This window comes from Giesbergeria giesbergeri (genome assembly GCF_054779375.1).
This window is the reverse complement of sequence record NZ_BAAGYJ010000004.1, coordinates 161,333-176,308: the sequence shown is the minus strand read 5'-3', so window position 1 is coordinate 176,308 and position 14,976 is coordinate 161,333. Positions and strand designations below refer to the sequence as shown.

The following is a 14,976-nucleotide window of genomic DNA, read 5'->3' as shown; positions in this document are numbered from 1 at the left end:
CCGATGGCCGAGCGCAAAGTCATCATCATTGCTGGCCCCAATGGCGCGGGCAAAACCACCTTTGCCCGCGAGTTTCTGCCGAATGAGGCAGATTGTCCCCAATTTTTGAATGCCGATCTGATTGCGGCTGGCTTGGCACCATTTGCCCCCGAAAGCGCCGCTTTGCCAGCAGCGCGGCTGATGCTGGCAGAACTGGAGCGGCATTTCCAAGCCAGACAGAGTTTTGCGTTTGAAACCACCCTGTCAGGGCGTGCCTACCTGCGCCACATCGCCCGTTGGCGTGCTGCTGGCTACCGTGTGGAGTTGATTTTTCTGCGGCTGGCCAGCGCACAGGAGGCCGTGGCACGGGTAGCCCAGCGGGTGAAACAAGGGGGGCACCATATCCCTGAAGCCGTAATCCGCCGTCGCTTTGATGCCGGGCTAGATAACCTGAGCCGCCATTACGCCCCTGCTGTGGATGCGTGGGCGTTGTACGACAACTCGGGCGAAGAACCAATTTTGCTGAATTGGAGTGAAGCACCATGACCCCTTCCCAACCGATCGAGAGCGCAATCAATGCCGACCTGCGTGGCTCTTGGCTGGCCTTGCAACGTGCCGCCCTGCGCGCCCGGCAAGTTGCCGCACAGACCGGCACCGCCGTGGTGGTGATGCGCAACGGGGTACTAGAGCACATCTATCCCCAAGCGGCCCACACCGACAGCGCGCCGAAAGATGCAGCTTCTGTGAATGGAAAACCTACATGAGCGCCTTCACACCCAAGCGCTATCAAGAGCAAGTGCTGGACAGCGTGCAAGCCTATTTCCAGGCCTGCCATGAACTGCCATCGCCCTCGATAGCCTTCACTGCCACCACAGAACGCCTCTGGGAGCGCGGCAACCCGTATTACCCCTTGTCGGGCTTTCCGTCGGATATGCCCTACTTTTGCTTGCGTGTGCCCACGGGCGGCGGCAAAACTTGGCTGGCCGCCAAGAGTGTGCAACTCGTCAACACGCATCTGTTGCGCTGTGAGCACAGCGTCATCTTGTGGTTGGTACCCAGTAAGCCCATCCGTGAGCAGACCCTCAAGGCGCTTAAAAATCGCGTCCATCCCTACCATGCTGCTCTGCGCGAGGCTGGCCCTATCAGCGTGCTGGATTTGGACGAAGCCAAGAGCATCACCCGCGCCACGCTGGATACCTCAACCACCATCATCGTGGCCACGCGACAGGCGTTTCAAGTAGAAGAGGAAGAATGCCGCAAGGTGTACCAGTCCAGCGGCGCACTAATGCACCACTTTGACAACCTATCACCCACACAGCGCGATGCTTTGTTGCGCGATGGTGAAGGCACAGAGCGCACCACGCCGTATTCACTCGCCAACGTGTTGCGCTTGCGCCGCCCCTTTGTCATTGTGGACGAAGCGCACAACAGCCGCACCGAGCTGGCCTTTGATATGCTGGCGCGCTTTCGCCCCAGCGGAGTCATGGAACTCACCGCCACGCCCGACTTGGAGCGCACACCCAGCAACGTGCTGCACAGCGTGTGCGCTGCCGAGCTGAAGGCAGAAGAAATGATCAAGCTGCCAGTGCTGCTGCAAACCGAGCCCAACTGGCAGCAGTGTTTGGCCGATGCGATTGGACGACGCGAGGCGCTGCACCAACTGGCCGCTGAAGAATGCCGTGCCGGTGCGCCCTATTTGCGCCCTTTGGTGCTAATCCAGTCCGAGCCGCGCCGCGCCGGGGTGGAGACACTGGATTTTGAGCGGCTGAAAAACGAGCTGATCAGCAATCACAATATCCCAGCCAACGAGATTGTGCTGGCTACCGGCGAAGAAAAGGGACTGGAACAAATCGAGGCCGATTACCCCTTGGGTATTGCTGATCCGGTTTGCCCGGTCAAGTTTGTCATCACCCAGAAGGCGCTGGCCGAGGGCTGGGATTGCCCGTTTGCTTACATCTTGGTGAGCATGGCATCGCTGTCGTCGGCGACGGCGGTGGAGCAATTGCTGGGCCGCGTGTTGCGCCAGCCCGGTGCCAGCCACCGGCAAGCCAAGGCGTTAAACCAGTCTTACGCCTTCGTGGTCTCGCGCAACTTTGCCGAAACCGCCGGAACCCTGCGTGACCGGTTGGTGGCTGGCGCTGGTTTCGAGAAGCGCGAGGTGGCCGAGTTTGTCACCGCTGCCCAAACCGAACAGGCGCGGCTGGATTTGGAAGGCCACGCCGGGCGCGTGATGGTTCGCCCGGTCACCATCACCCTGCCAGAAAAACCCGACCTGAAAAGTGTGCCCAAACCCGTGCGTGATAAGGTGCGCTGGGACGGCAAGCTCAACACCTTGACCATCAGCACCCCACTGACCGAGGACGAGGCCGAAGCCTTGAGTGCTTCAGTGCAATCGGCAACTGCCGCAGCGGCCATTGTGCAGGCCGCCGAAGTCAGTCGCACCACAGCCATCGAGTTCTTTCAGACCCCAGCCGAATTGGGGGTGCGCTTTGGTGTGCCGCAACTGGCTTTGCGCGTGCAGGGCGAGCTGACTTTGTTCGACGACCCAGAGGTGCTGGACTACCCGTGGGACTTGTCGCCCTACGATGCAGCCCCCACAGCCGATGATCTGTCCTTACTCGGTGCGGGCCTGAAGGTGGCTGAAGGCGGGGTGATTGACGTGGACAATGCCTCGGGGCGCGTCATGGCGCGATTTTTGCCTGAGCTGCAACGGGATTTGGGGCTGGTCTATCAACCTGAACACTGGGATGCTATTCGGCTTGCCACTTGGCTTTGCCGCAACCTGCCCGAGCCGTCTTTGACCCACGCCAGCAAGCAAGCCTTTGTCGCGGCCTGGCTGACCGACTTGTTGCGCCGCGATGGCTTCAACTTGGGACGCGCTAATTTACAAAAATTCCTGATTCGCCATCTGTTAGAAGCGCGTATCCGCGACTTGCGCCAACAGGCGGTGAGCAAAGCCTACCAGCAAGCGCTGTTTGGCAGCGACGCAGCCTCTCGCGTGGCAGTGACCGACCAGCACGCATTTGAGTTTCACGCCCAAGCCTATGCCCCCAGCCGTGACTACGACGGGCGTTTCGGTCATTTCGATTTCCGCAAGCATTTTTATGGGCGCATCGGTGATTTTGACAGCAAAGAAGAGTTTGAATGTGCCTGCTGGCTGGATATTCAAGCGCAGCAAGGGCGCATCGAGTTTTGGGTGCGCAACCTGGTGCGGCGCGAAGGCTGCTCGTTCTTCTTGCAGAAAGCCGATGGTCGGTTTTATCCTGATTTTCTGTGCCAGTTATCCGGCAGCACCGATCAGCCGAAGGCCATTCTTGCTGTGGAGTACAAGGGTGCAGACCGCTGGAATAGCGCCGAGGACGACCGTCTGATTGGTGGCCTCTGGGCCAAGCTGTCCGAAGGCCGTTGCCGATTTGTGATGCTCAAAGATAAGCGCTGGGATGGGATAGAAGAGGCGCTGAACTAACTGATTTCCAGCCGCCTACGCCCTGATGACTCTCTATCGACCTCGCCCGCATCCGGCTGACCACGATGACCACCCCCGACGCTTCTTCAACCACATCCAGCACCACCCCTGCCCCCGATAGCCCTCTGATGTCGCTCTACCGCCAGGCTCTGGGGCCGGTGGGGGTGGGGCGCAATATTCGGGTGTTTTCCGTCTTTGAGGCCACAGGCCGGACGCGGCCTGGTTGGAATTGGGTGGCGGCCTTTCTGACCCTGCACTGGATGGTGTTTTATCGGCTGTGGCGTCCGGCAGCACTGTATGCTTTTTTGGCAGTGGTGCTGCTGGGTTTGTTTTGGATGGTAGACGCTGCCACCATGCCCACCCTGGCATCGGTGCGTTGGTGGCTGTTGTTGGCTTTTGCCGTGGTAGGCACCGTGCTGCCAGGTCTGTATGGCGATGCCCTCCTGTATGCACAAACCGAGTTGCGCGTTCACAATGCCATTGCCGAGTCACTCAACCTTGCGCAGGCTCGCACGCTGCTGGCCCGCAGAGCCGGCACTGCACGGCGCATAGGATGGCAAGCACTGGGCCATATGCTGCTGCTGGTCATGGGAGGCGTGGCAGCAATAGTGGGCATGGCACCCACACAGCAGCCACAGCTCACCAGCAAAGTACCTGAGCCGACGATGGCAACACCCATGCCATCGCCACCTGCCCCGATTTTGCCGCTGAATGCTCCACCCACTACAGCCGCTATTGGGTCAGCGCCCCCTGCTTTGCCGCTACCGCCTGCAACACCGATAGCCACTGTGCAGCAGCCTCCCGCACCAGTGACACCAGCGGCCACTCCCGTTCAGGCGGCCCCAGCAAGTAAAGCAACGGCTGCTCCCCCAGCACCCCCACCAGAGCGCACCAGTGCCACAGTTGATGGCATGGCGGCTGCCGAGCCCGCCACACGACGCCCTGCCAAGGTAGCGGTCAAACCGGTCGAGACACCGTCTGCCCCCCCGGTCAAGGCCCAAGCCAAGGTGTATAGCAGCCGCGATGCCAGCCAACCCGTGGCGCCTACGCCAGTTGTCCCTGTGCCCGAGGTGCCCCGCTCTCCTTCCCCTCCTGGCAAAGTACCTGCCAAAGTAGCCGTACAAGCCAAGCCAGATGCAGGAGCCACTTCGCCTGCCGACAAGACGACTGGCCGGTTTTTTATCCATGCAGGCACGTTTTCGTTGGCAAGCAATGCAGAAAAAGTGCATGCCCGCATAGAAATGGCGGGCTTGCCTGCCACATTGCAAAACTTCACCAACGCTGATAAAGACTTGATACGGGTGCGTGTGGGCCCCTTTGGCAGCCGTGCAGAGGCTGATCGTGCGGCTGCCAAATTGCGCTCTATGCGCCTGGATGCCATGATTTATGGCCGCTGAGACAGTGCCTCTGTAGTGCTCTCTATGGCTTCTGGCAGATTTTGGGGCAGGCGACAAGCCAGAATCTTGTCGATGGTCTTGCCATCCATGTCCACCACTTCCAGTTTCCAGCCTTCCCATTGCACGGTGTCCGTCACCTTGGGCAAACGGCCCGTGAGCAACATGATCATGCCACTCAAGGTGTGGTAACGGCCCCGCTCTTCTTCGGGCACCGTCGATAAACCCAGCCGGTCTTTGAGTTCAGGCACAGGGATATGGCCATCGAGCAGCCAACTGCCATCTTCGCGCTGCAAGGCCCAAGAGGTTTCGGGGTCGCGCGGTTGGAATTCGCCCGTAATGGCTTCGATCAGGTCTTGTAGAGTGACGATGCCTTGCACTTCGCCGTACTCATCAATCACAAACGCCATGTGGACATCGGACAGGCGGAAGTTGTCCAGCAACTCCATGCCCGTGATGGTTTCGGGCACATACAGTGCGGCCTGCAAGTGCTGACCCGACAAGGCATGGTCGCCATCACGCAAAGTGCGGGCCAACCATTGACGGGCATTGATCACCCCCCGAATGTTGTCCATGCCACCTTGCACCACCGGAAAGCGGGCATGGTCAGAGTCTTCAATCCGGCGCAGGTTTTCTTCGAACGATGCGTCCAAATCCAAACAGACCACATCGCCACGCGGCACCATCAGTGAGCCAATCTGGCGATCGTCCAAACGGAACACGTTGCGCACCATCGTGTGCTCATGCGATTCGATCACACCTGCCGTAGTGCCTTCGACCAACATGGCATGAATTTCTTCTTCAGTGACTGGACTGCCACTGGTCTCCTTGACACCGAGTATGCGCAGCAAAGTACGGGTGGAACCCGATAGCAGCAGCACAAAGGGCTTGGTTGCCACGGCCAACAAATGAATGGGGCGAGCCACCAGCCGGGCAAAGGTTTCGGGGTGCGATTGACCAATGCGCTTGGGCACCAGCTCACCAATCACGATAGAAAAATAGGTGATAAGCACCACCACCAAACCCGTGGCTGCATAGCCACCATAGGGTTGGGGCACGCCCATACGCTCGAGCCAAACAGCCAAAGGTGCAGCCAATGCTGCCTCCCCCACAATACCGTTGAGCACTCCAATCGAAGTAATCCCAATCTGGATGGTAGAGAGAAAGCGGGTGGGATCTTCGCCCAACTGGGCAGCGGCTAACGCACCGTGGTCGCCCTCATCAATCAGCTTTTGCAGGCGCGTTTTGCGGGCCGTGACCAGCGCAATCTCCGACATGGCAAACAGGCCATTAAGCAGGATGAGGGCGAAAAGTATTGCTATTTCCATACGAAGGGAACCTATTGTTCCCTGAAAGTGGTGAGGCGGTCGATTGTATGGCTGGGGACAATACAGTATTTGACATCCTCCCCGCCCTAAAGGACGGGAATTCCTACTGCTAGACGGCGATGCCCCGCCGCGAGAATGTTGCGTGCTGCATTCACATCACGGTCATGTGCCTCCCCGCAATCGCTGCACGTCCATTCCCTTATTCGCAAACCTGCCCTACCTTTCGGACTGCTGGTGGGAATGGCCCCACAGCACGAGCAAGTCTGGGTGGTGTAGCTTTCATTCACTACTTCAAAGACGATACCGGCCTGATGGCTCTTGTATTCCAACATCGTCTTGAGCGATGACCAGCCCGCATCCAGCGTGGACTTGGCCATCTTGGTTTTGACCAGCTTGGCGCTGCTCACATCACCGACAAAAATAGCGGCGTTTTGTTTCACCAGTTGCGTGCTGAACTTATGCAGCACATCTTTGCGCTGGTTGGCAATTTTTGCGTGGATGGATTTGAACCGGTGCTTTTGGTGCGCCCGCTGTGCAATACCGAGTTTGCATTCGAGCTTGCGGTAAAAATGCCCTTCAATGCGTTCGCCAGTAGAAGTGACCGCCGCCTCTTTCAAACCCAAGTCGATACCGACACTGGCTGCGCCCGCACTGGCCTGGGCCTGCACCTTGACCACCACATTCAAATACCAACGACCCCGGCTGTCTTGGCTAAAACGGCCCGCACGCAATTCGTAGTCCGCCAGACCGTAGCTGTCCCAGAGGCTCAATTTCTGACCCGCAAAGGCGATTTGCCCCGCTTTGTATTGCAAGGCCCGCGCTTTGAACGGAATCCAGCCCAAGCTGTATTGGCTGGACTGGGGGTTGGAGACGCGCCAGCGCAGTTGGGCCTTTTTGAATTGCTTGCGCGCTTTGGCGTAGTCCTCACACACCTGTTGCACGGTGGGCGAACCAATCTGCACACCGTCGCACTTGCTGAACCCATTGGTCAGCTTTTGCAGGTCGTAACCAGTCAGAAACTGGTGGCGCTCGCGGATGGCGCGGTGGCTGGTTTCGTTACAAAAATTCCAGACCTGATTGACCTCACGCGCCATCGCAGCCAGCACTGTGGCGTGCTTGTCTTTAATGCGCAGGCGCAGGGTTTTGGTGCAGTCCATGACGTAGATTATGGATTGCAAATCCCTATTAGCACGCCTACGGCGCGCGCGCTCTCAACCCCGGACTGAACTCCGGGGCTTCCCGCGCACCGGGTGACAGCATTGGCCCAATGCAGCCAGCCAATGAAAAACGGCGCTGCGTGGTGCAACACGAAGCGCCGTAAAGTTTCATTTGAAATGATCTGTTAAACCGTCATGGCATGGTTGGCACAGATGCCAAATGTGGGAGGGCTGGTCAGACGTTGAACAGGAAGTTCATCACATCGCCATCTTTGACGATGTATTCTTTGCCTTCGGCGCGCATCTTGCCTGCGTCTTTGGCGCCCTGTTCGCCCTTGTGGGCAATGAAGTCATCAAAAGCGATGGTTTGGGCACGGATAAAGCCCCGCTCGAAGTCGCCGTGAATCACCCCTGCGGCCTGCGGTGCCGTATCGCCTACACGGATAGTCCAGGCGCGTACCTCTTTCACGCCAGCGGTGAAGTAGGTTTGCAGGCCCAATAGTTTGAAGCCAGCGCGGATCAGGCGGTTCAGGCCGGGCTCGGTCTGCCCCATTTCTGCCAAGAACATGTCGCGGTCTTCATCGCTCATCTCAGCCATTTCGGCTTCCATCTTGGCGCAAATAGCCACCACGGGGGCATTTTGGCTGGCCGCATACTCTTGTAGACGCTGCAGGTATGGGTTGTTCTCGAACCCATCTTCACTGACATTGCCAACAAACATTGCCGGTTTGGCGGTGATCAGGCAAAAGGACTTGAGCAGAGGCTGGTCTTCTTTGCTGACCTCGACGCTGCGCGCTGGTTTGCCTTCGTTCAGTGCCGCTTGGATGCGTGTTAGCAGCGCCACCAGCTTGGCCGCTTCTTTGTCGTTGCCCGATTTGGCTGCTTTGCTGTAGCGGTTCAGGGCTTTTTCGACGGTGCCCAGATCGGCCAGGCACAGTTCGGTCTGGATGACCTCAATATCGGCAATTGGATCGACCCGGTTGGCTACGTGAATCACGTTGTCGTCTTCAAAGCAGCGCACCACATTGACGATGGCGTCGGTCTCGCGGATGTGGGCCAGGAACTGGTTGCCCAGCCCCTCACCCTTGGAAGCGCCAGCGACCAGACCAGCAATGTCTACAAACCCGACAATGGCTGGCACGATGCGCTCGGGTTCGATGATGTGGGCTAGCTGTTGCAGACGCGGATCGGGCACCTCGACCACGCCAGTATTCGGCTCAATGGTGCAGAAGGGGTAGTTCTCGGCGGCAATGCCGGCCTTGGTCAGTGCGTTAAAAAGGGTGGACTTGCCCACATTGGGCAAACCCACGATGCCGCATTTCAGGCTCATGGCAGGGCTTTCAGGTAATCAGGGGAAACAGAAGTGGCGATTTTAGAGTCCCGCCACAAAGGTGGGTGTGCCTCCTACAATCGCCCCATGCCGCAAACCTTTGATGTCTGTATTCGCGGCGCCGGTGTGGTTGGTCACACCCTGGCGCTTTTATTGGCGCGCGAGAGGCTGCGCGTGGCACTGGTCAGCAGTGCCCCCACCCCCGGCCCGGACGTGCGGGCCTATGCGCTCAACACGGCTTCGCGCCAGCTCCTTGAGTCTTTGCGCACCTGGCCCGATGCTATTCATGCCAGCCCAGTGCTGCGAATGCAGGTGCAGGGCGACCAAGGCGGCGAGGTGGTGTTTGATGCCGCAGCCCAAGGCACAGAAGCCTTGACATGGATTGTGGATGTGCCAGCGTTAGAGACCCGTCTGGCGGAGGCAGTGCGCTATCAACCCCAAGTAGAGCGGGTATCAGCCCCAGTGCCAGCCGCCCTGACCGTGGTGTGTGAAGGCCGTGCCAGCCAGACGCGCACCGAGTTGGGCGTGGATTTTGAGGTCATGCCATACGCACAACATGCCATTGCTACCCGGCTGGTTTGTGAGCTGCCCCACGGTCAAACGGCACGGCAATGGTTTCATCAGGGCAGTATCTTGGCCTTTTTGCCCTTAGAGGGCGAAACGGGCAACAAGGTGGCGGTAGTTTGGTCGGTGCCAGCAGAACAGGTCAGCGAGTTGCTGACCTTGGACGACGACGGTTTTGCCCAAGCCTTGTATGTGGCCAGCCACGGAGAACTGGGGGCACTGGAATTGTGCTCGGCACGGGCTGCATGGCCCTTGCAACAGGCCCAAGCCAGCCGCTGGTGTGGCCCCGTGTTGCACCACGGCCAACCCAGTGCCGTCGAGAGTTGGGTGCTCGCTGGTGATGCGGCCCACAACGTACACCCGTTGGCAGGCCAAGGCTTGAACTTGGGGTTGGGGGATGTGCAAGCATTGGCCCAGATCTTGAGCCAGCGCGAGGACTGGCGCAGTGTGGCCGATTTGCGGCTGTTGCGCCGCTACGAGCGTGAACGCAAGGCGGCTCTTTTGCCCGTTGGGTTGCTCATGGATGGTTTGCAGCAATTGTTCTCGCGCACCGAAGCCCCATTGCAGGCGCTGCGTAACTGGGGCATGAACAGCTTTGAGCGCAGTGGCGCCCTCAAGGATTGGATGGCCCGCCGTGCCATGGGCACCCGTTGACGCTCCCTCTCATCGTCTATCTACTTCTCTGATCTCCTCCATGACCCTGATTCGTACGCTGCTGGTTGCTGCCAGTTTGGGTGTGGCTTTGGCCGCAACTGCCCAAGAGCCCACCATTCGCAAGACTTTGATTGAGCGTATTCCACAACTGGAAAAAATTGACGAGGTGCGCGCCACCCCCATGAAAGGTCTGTATGAAGTGCGCGTGGGCACCGACCTGTTCTATACCGACACCAAAGGCAACTTTCTGATTCAAGGTGAGCTGATCGATACCCAGGCGCGGCGCAACCTGACCGAAGACCGGATCAAGCAACTCACGGCAGTGGACTTCAACGCGTTGCCACTGCAAGATGCGTTTGTCACGGTGCGTGGCAATGGCAAGCGCAAACTGGTCGTGTTTGCCGATCCCAATTGCGGCTATTGCAAACGCTTTGAGCGTGATCTACAGCAGGTGGACAACATTACGGTACATACTTTTTTGTACCCCATCCTGAGCCCAGAATCGGCAGAGAAATCACGCAATATCTGGTGTGCCAAAGACCGCGTTGCCACTTGGAATGATTGGATGCTGCGCGACAAAACACCCCCCGCTGCCAGTTGTGACACAGCCGCTTTGCAACGCAATCTGGTGTTTGGCAAAAAGCACAAAATCACTGGCACGCCCACGTTGTTGTTTGCCAACGGTAGTCGCATTCCCGGTGCCATCGGTACACAAGATATTGAAAAACGCCTTGCCGACATCGAGGCTGGAGCTAAGGTCAGCGCCGCTCAGTAAGCTGTCCTATCCCTTGTATCACCCCGGTGCTTGCACACGCTGGGGGTCTGTGTTTGCTGCCTGAGGCGTTGCCATGTCTATTTCCATCGAACCTGCCGCCCTGCACTACCGTGTTGCAGTGGCTGATTTGCACGCCCATTTGTTTCACGTCACGCTCACCATTACTGAGCCGCTGGCGATGCAAGAGCTATCGCTGCCGGTATGGATTCCGGGCAGTTACTTGGTACGTGAATTTGCCAAAAATCTGCAAAACCTGCGGGCAAGCCAACAAGGCCAGCCTGTGGCCTGCGTGCAACTCAACAAACAGCGTTGGCAAACGGCCAGCCAACCCGGTCAGCCGTTGGTACTGGAGTACGAGGTCTATGCCAACGACCCCTCCGTACGCACGGCCAGTTTGGATGCGCTGCGCGGGTTCTTCAATGGCACCAGCCTGTGTCTGCGCCCCGAAGGCTTAACCGAGCACTCTTGTGTGCTCGAAGTGGTTCCGCCTGAACTGCCTGCAAATCAGCCCGGTTGGCAATGTGCGACGGGTCTGGCGGCCATACAAACTGACCCCGCTGGCTTTGGTTTCTACCGGGCCGCAGACTATGACGAGCTGACCGACAGCCCCGTCGAGATGGGCAATTTTTGGAGTACCGAGTTTGTCGCTGCAGGCGTACCGCATCGGTTGGTGGTGGCTGGTGCAGCACCATCGTTGGATGCCAGCCGCTTGCTGGCAGATACCCAGCGCATTTGCGAAGCTGCGATCCGTTTCTGGCATGGTACAGAGCCACCACCATTTCAGCACTATGTTTTCTTGCTGCATGCCACCGCCGATGGCTATGGTGGGTTGGAACACCGCCACTCTACCGCCCTGATCTGTGCCCGCAGCGATTTGCCTCGCCAAGGCCAAACCCAGCCCAGTGAGGGCTACACCACGCTGCTGGGGTTGATCAGCCACGAGTATTTTCATACGTGGAACGTCAAGCGGTTGCGCCCGGCAGAATTTACCCGCTACGACTACAGCCAAGAAAACTACACAGAACTGCTGTGGTTTTTTGAAGGCTTTACCAGCTACTACGACGATCTGTTGCTGCGCCGTGCGGGGCTGATCGACGATGCCACCTACCTCAAGCTGCTGGGTAAAACCATTGCCCAAGTGCAGCAAACCCCTGGTCGGTTAGTCCAAACGGTGGCCCAGGCCAGCATGGATGCTTGGATCAAGTACTACCGCCAAGATGAAAACACCCCCAACGCCACCGTCAGTTACTACACCAAGGGCGCATTGGTGGCGCTGTGCTTGGATTTAACGCTGCGCCACGAAGGCCAAACCACCCTGGATGTGGTGATGCAAGCCTTGTGGCGGCGCTGCGCTGGTGGCCCCATGACTGAAGCTGATTTGCGCGCTGTGCTGCGCGATTGGGCGGGGCGCTCTTTTGATGCGGAGTTGGATGCGTGGGTGCATAGCACTGCAGAACTGCCAGTGCCCGCTTTGCTGGCTGCCCACGGCATTGCGCAGCAGACCGAAGACGCCCCTGCCGCCCAAATTTTGGGCCTGCGTGTTACAGAAAACGGTGGCATTCGCCTGCAAACGGTGCTGCGTGGCAGCTTGGCCGAGCGTGCAGGCATGGCGGCCAACGATGAGTGGCTGGGCCTAGAAGTGCAAGGCCAAGGCTGGCGTTTGCGCAAACTGGCCGATGTGGCGTTGTATGCGGGCCATGCCACACGGGTGACAGCATTGGTGGTCAGGGGCGAACGCCTATTGCGCCTGCCGCTGGAGTTGCCTGGTGCAGAGGCCCGCACTGTGGCGAGCCAATGGCAAGTCAGCGATAGTGCAGCAGCCACCCGCTGGTTATCCGGCCACTGAAACGGGTCTGTCTTACGTCTTGGTTATATTGACAGGCTTCATCCCACATAAACCCAGGAGATACCATGACCTATGAAATGATTGAAGTTCGTGTTGAAGCCGAGAAAGTCGGCGTCATTACCCTCAATCGTCCCAAGCAGCTCAATGCCCTGAATGACCAACTCATGGACGAGTTGGGCGCAGCCCTCAAGGCTTTTGATGCCGATGAAAAAATTGGCTGCATCATCCTGACTGGCAGTGAAAAGGCTTTTGCTGCCGGTGCCGACATCACTGTCATGGCCAAGTTCACCTTTGCCGATGCCTACAAGGGCGATTTCATCACCCGCAACTGGGAAACCATTCGCAACATTCGCAAGCCCGTGATTGCTGCCGTGAGTGGCTTTGCCTTGGGTGGAGGCTGTGAGTTAGCCATGATGTGTGATTTCATCATTGCCGCCGACAATGCCAAGTTTGGTCAACCCGAAATCAAGCTGGGCACGATTCCTGGTGCCGGTGGCACTCAGCGTCTGCCCCGTGCGGTGGGCAAGTCCAAAGCGATGGACATGGCCCTGACTGGCCGCATGATGAATGCCGAAGAAGCAGAACGTGCTGGTTTGGTCAGCCGCGTTGTGGCACTGGACAAACTGCAAGAAGAGGCGTTGGGGGCTGCTTTGGTGATCAGCGACTACTCGCAAATTACCGTGATGGCTGCCAAAGAAGCCGTCAACCGTGCGTTTGAAGGCACTCTGTCGGATGGCCTGATGTTTGAGCGTCGCCTGTTCCATTCGCTGTTTGCTACTGCTGACCAAAAAGAAGGTATGGATGCCTTTGTGAACAAACGCAAGGCTGTGTTTACACACCAGTGATTTTTGGGCTATAATTTCGCTCGTTCGGTGATATAGCTCAGTTGGTTAGAGCGCAGCATTCATAATGCTGATGTCGGTGGTTCAAATCCACCTATCACCACCACCTACCAGAACAAAGCCGTCCAACCTAGTACAGGTGGGCGGCTTTTTAATTGGGCGATCCACTAGGGCACTGTGCAAGCTAGGCCAAGCCGGTACACTGCAAGCCAGCACAAAACGGGGGAACAAACGGGGGAACGATTGGCACGGATTCGGGGAAATGGGGTTTTTGTTCCCCCATCCCCCTCTGTAGCAGGTCAATTTCCACTGTTCCCCCACCGCCCGGAGGAACTGCCCCATGTTGACCGATACCGCCTGCAAGAAAGCCACCTGCCCACCAGACAAGAAGCGCGAACGCTTTGCCGACTCTGGTGGCCTGTATTTGGAGGTCAGCCCCAACGGCTCTAAGCGTTGGTTCTGGAAATACCGTAAGCAGGGCAAGGAAGGCCGTATGGCTTTGGGCAGCTACCCTGACGTGGGCTTGGCTGCGGCCCGTACTGCCCGTGATACCGCCAAGAACGTCAAGGCGGGGGGGGTTGACCCGGTGCAAGAACGCAAGGTGGGCCAGCTCAAGGCCGCCGCAAATCTGGGAGAAACCTTTGAGCTGGTGGCCCGTGAGTGGTTTGATAAGCGTGCCCCCGGCTGGAGTAGCCACCACCAAGTGCGTGAACTACGCAACCTAGAGAAAGACTTGATACCGTGGCTAGGAGCGCGCAAGGTGGGCGATATGGAGGCCGTGGAGTTGTTGGCCGCCGTGCGCCGGGTAGAAGATCGTGGTGCCTTGGACGTGGCACACCGGGTATTGAGTACCGCCCGTGGCGCACTGGCCTACGCCGTGGCCACTGGCAGGGCCAGCCGCAATGTGGCGCTGGACTTGGCAGGGGCACTCACCCCCCACCGCAAAAAGCACTTTGCCGCTATCACCGACCCAGGCAAGCTGGGAGAACTACTGCGCGCCATTCGGGGCTATCAGGGTGGGCCGGTGGTACGCACGGCGCTGGCGCTGGCGCCCATGCTGTTTCAACGCCCCAACGAGCTGCGCGGCATGGCGTGGGCAGAACTGGATTTAGAGGCTGGCTTGTGGAGCATTGCCCCGGCCCGGATGAAGCGCACCAAGGATGGCAAGGAAAACGGCGCTCCCCACTTGGTGCCACTGCCACGCCAAGCCGTGGAGTTGCTGCGCGACTTGCAGCTCCTGACCGGCCACACGGGCTTGGTGTTTCCGGGGGAGAGAGGCACCACCCGGCCTATCAGTGACAACACCTTGCGCACGGCCCTGCAAACCTTGGGCTATGCCAGCGACACCCAGACCGTCCACGGCTTTCGGGCCACGGCCCGCACCATCTTGGCCGAACGCTTGGAGTTTGACCCGCTGATTGTGGAAGCCCAGTTGGCCCATGCCGTGAAAGATGCCAATGGCCGGGCTTACAACCGCACCAGCTATGTAGAGCAGCGCCGCGCCATGATGCAGACATGGGCTGATTACCTGGACAAGCTGCGCACGGGGGTGAACGTGATTCCACTGCATGGCAAGGTGGCGTAAATGCACTTCACTGGACTGCACTGGCCTTCCTTGCACTTCACGGGTTGCCTGAAAAT

At 58.6% G+C, this 14,976-nt stretch carries 12 protein-coding genes and 1 tRNA gene; 10 read left to right on the top strand and 3 right to left on the bottom strand.

The window, feature by feature from the left end:
- The first annotated feature begins 3 nt into the window (after positions 1-3).
- From ACYVB2_RS09745 to ACYVB2_RS09730, 4 genes are all read left to right on the top strand, one after another.
- Complete coding sequence (locus ACYVB2_RS09745) at positions 4-525, top strand: AAA family ATPase (RefSeq protein WP_382434810.1); 522 nt, start codon at positions 4-6, stop codon at positions 523-525.
- Positions 522-743, top strand: a complete 222-nt coding sequence (locus ACYVB2_RS09740; protein ID WP_382434812.1) for a hypothetical protein — start codon at positions 522-524, stop codon at positions 741-743. Before ACYVB2_RS09745 ends, ACYVB2_RS09740 begins: the two co-directional genes overlap by 4 nt.
- Complete coding sequence (locus ACYVB2_RS09735; protein WP_382434814.1) at positions 740-3,445, top strand: DEAD/DEAH box helicase; 2,706 nt, start codon at positions 740-742, stop codon at positions 3,443-3,445. Before ACYVB2_RS09740 ends, ACYVB2_RS09735 begins: the two co-directional genes overlap by 4 nt.
- 65 nt (positions 3,446-3,510) lie before the next feature.
- On the top strand, positions 3,511-4,842 hold the full coding sequence (locus ACYVB2_RS09730) for an SPOR domain-containing protein (RefSeq protein ID WP_382434816.1): 1,332 nt from the start codon (positions 3,511-3,513) through the stop codon (positions 4,840-4,842).
- Here ACYVB2_RS09730 and ACYVB2_RS09725 read toward each other — a convergent pair.
- The 3 genes from ACYVB2_RS09725 to ychF all read right to left on the bottom strand — a co-directional run bounded on the left by ACYVB2_RS09725 (position 4,830) and on the right by ychF (position 8,654).
- A complete protein-coding gene (locus tag ACYVB2_RS09725) occupies positions 4,830-6,167 on the bottom strand; it encodes a hemolysin family protein (RefSeq protein WP_382434818.1) in 1,338 nt (445 codons plus the stop codon). The two genes, ACYVB2_RS09730 and ACYVB2_RS09725, sit on opposite strands and share 13 nt — an antisense overlap.
- 86 nt (positions 6,168-6,253) lie before the next feature.
- The gene (locus ACYVB2_RS09720) at positions 6,254-7,324 is read right to left on the bottom strand and encodes an RNA-guided endonuclease InsQ/TnpB family protein (protein WP_460536359.1); all 1,071 of its coding nucleotides are present in this window, start codon (positions 7,322-7,324) and stop codon (positions 6,254-6,256) included.
- A gap of 235 nt (positions 7,325-7,559) precedes the next feature.
- Positions 7,560-8,654, bottom strand: coding sequence for a redox-regulated ATPase YchF (ychF, locus tag ACYVB2_RS09715; RefSeq protein ID WP_460536356.1), 1,095 nt, complete (start codon positions 8,652-8,654; stop codon positions 7,560-7,562).
- 87 nt (positions 8,655-8,741) lie between these two features.
- Between ychF and ACYVB2_RS09710 the strand changes: the two genes are divergently transcribed.
- From ACYVB2_RS09710 to ACYVB2_RS09685, 6 genes are all read left to right on the top strand, one after another.
- Positions 8,742-9,872, top strand: coding sequence for an FAD-dependent monooxygenase (locus ACYVB2_RS09710; RefSeq protein WP_382432517.1), 1,131 nt, complete (start codon positions 8,742-8,744; stop codon positions 9,870-9,872).
- Between the two features lie 40 nt (positions 9,873-9,912).
- The gene (locus ACYVB2_RS09705; protein ID WP_382432519.1) at positions 9,913-10,647 is read left to right on the top strand and encodes a DsbC family protein; all 735 of its coding nucleotides are present in this window, start codon (positions 9,913-9,915) and stop codon (positions 10,645-10,647) included.
- A gap of 73 nt (positions 10,648-10,720) precedes the next feature.
- On the top strand, positions 10,721-12,493 hold the full coding sequence (locus ACYVB2_RS09700) for a M61 family metallopeptidase (RefSeq protein WP_382432521.1): 1,773 nt from the start codon (positions 10,721-10,723) through the stop codon (positions 12,491-12,493).
- 65 nt (positions 12,494-12,558) lie between these two features.
- A complete protein-coding gene (locus ACYVB2_RS09695) occupies positions 12,559-13,338 on the top strand; it encodes an enoyl-CoA hydratase (protein WP_382432523.1) in 780 nt (259 codons plus the stop codon).
- A gap of 26 nt (positions 13,339-13,364) precedes the next feature.
- Positions 13,365-13,441 (top strand) — tRNA-Met (locus ACYVB2_RS09690).
- 234 nt (positions 13,442-13,675) lie between these two features.
- Positions 13,676-14,920, top strand: coding sequence for a tyrosine-type recombinase/integrase (locus tag ACYVB2_RS09685; RefSeq protein ID WP_382432525.1), 1,245 nt, complete (start codon positions 13,676-13,678; stop codon positions 14,918-14,920).
- Positions 14,921-14,976 lie beyond the last annotated feature (56 nt).

What these genes read in the sequence shown, in the direction of transcription:
- ACYVB2_RS09710 (WP_382432517.1), top strand. Translation starts at nt 8,742, where the DNA reads ATGCCGCAAACCTTTGATGTCTGTATTCGCGGCGCCGGTGTGGTTGGT.
- ACYVB2_RS09705 (WP_382432519.1), top strand. Translation starts at nt 9,913, where the DNA reads ATGACCCTGATTCGTACGCTGCTGGTTGCTGCCAGTTTGGGTGTGGCT.
- ACYVB2_RS09720 (WP_460536359.1), bottom strand. Translation starts at nt 7,324, where the DNA reads ATGGACTGCACCAAAACCCTGCGCCTGCGCATTAAAGACAAGCACGCC.
- ACYVB2_RS09735 (WP_382434814.1), top strand. Translation starts at nt 740, where the DNA reads ATGAGCGCCTTCACACCCAAGCGCTATCAAGAGCAAGTGCTGGACAGC.
- ACYVB2_RS09725 (WP_382434818.1), bottom strand. Translation starts at nt 6,167, where the DNA reads ATGGAAATAGCAATACTTTTCGCCCTCATCCTGCTTAATGGCCTGTTT.
- ACYVB2_RS09730 (WP_382434816.1), top strand. Translation starts at nt 3,511, where the DNA reads ATGACCACCCCCGACGCTTCTTCAACCACATCCAGCACCACCCCTGCC.
- ACYVB2_RS09700 (WP_382432521.1), top strand. Translation starts at nt 10,721, where the DNA reads ATGTCTATTTCCATCGAACCTGCCGCCCTGCACTACCGTGTTGCAGTG.
- ACYVB2_RS09745 (WP_382434810.1), top strand. Translation starts at nt 4, where the DNA reads ATGGCCGAGCGCAAAGTCATCATCATTGCTGGCCCCAATGGCGCGGGC.
- ACYVB2_RS09685 (WP_382432525.1), top strand. Translation starts at nt 13,676, where the DNA reads ATGTTGACCGATACCGCCTGCAAGAAAGCCACCTGCCCACCAGACAAG.
- ychF (WP_460536356.1), bottom strand. Translation starts at nt 8,654, where the DNA reads ATGAGCCTGAAATGCGGCATCGTGGGTTTGCCCAATGTGGGCAAGTCC.
- ACYVB2_RS09740 (WP_382434812.1), top strand. Translation starts at nt 522, where the DNA reads ATGACCCCTTCCCAACCGATCGAGAGCGCAATCAATGCCGACCTGCGT.
- ACYVB2_RS09695 (WP_382432523.1), top strand. Translation starts at nt 12,559, where the DNA reads ATGACCTATGAAATGATTGAAGTTCGTGTTGAAGCCGAGAAAGTCGGC.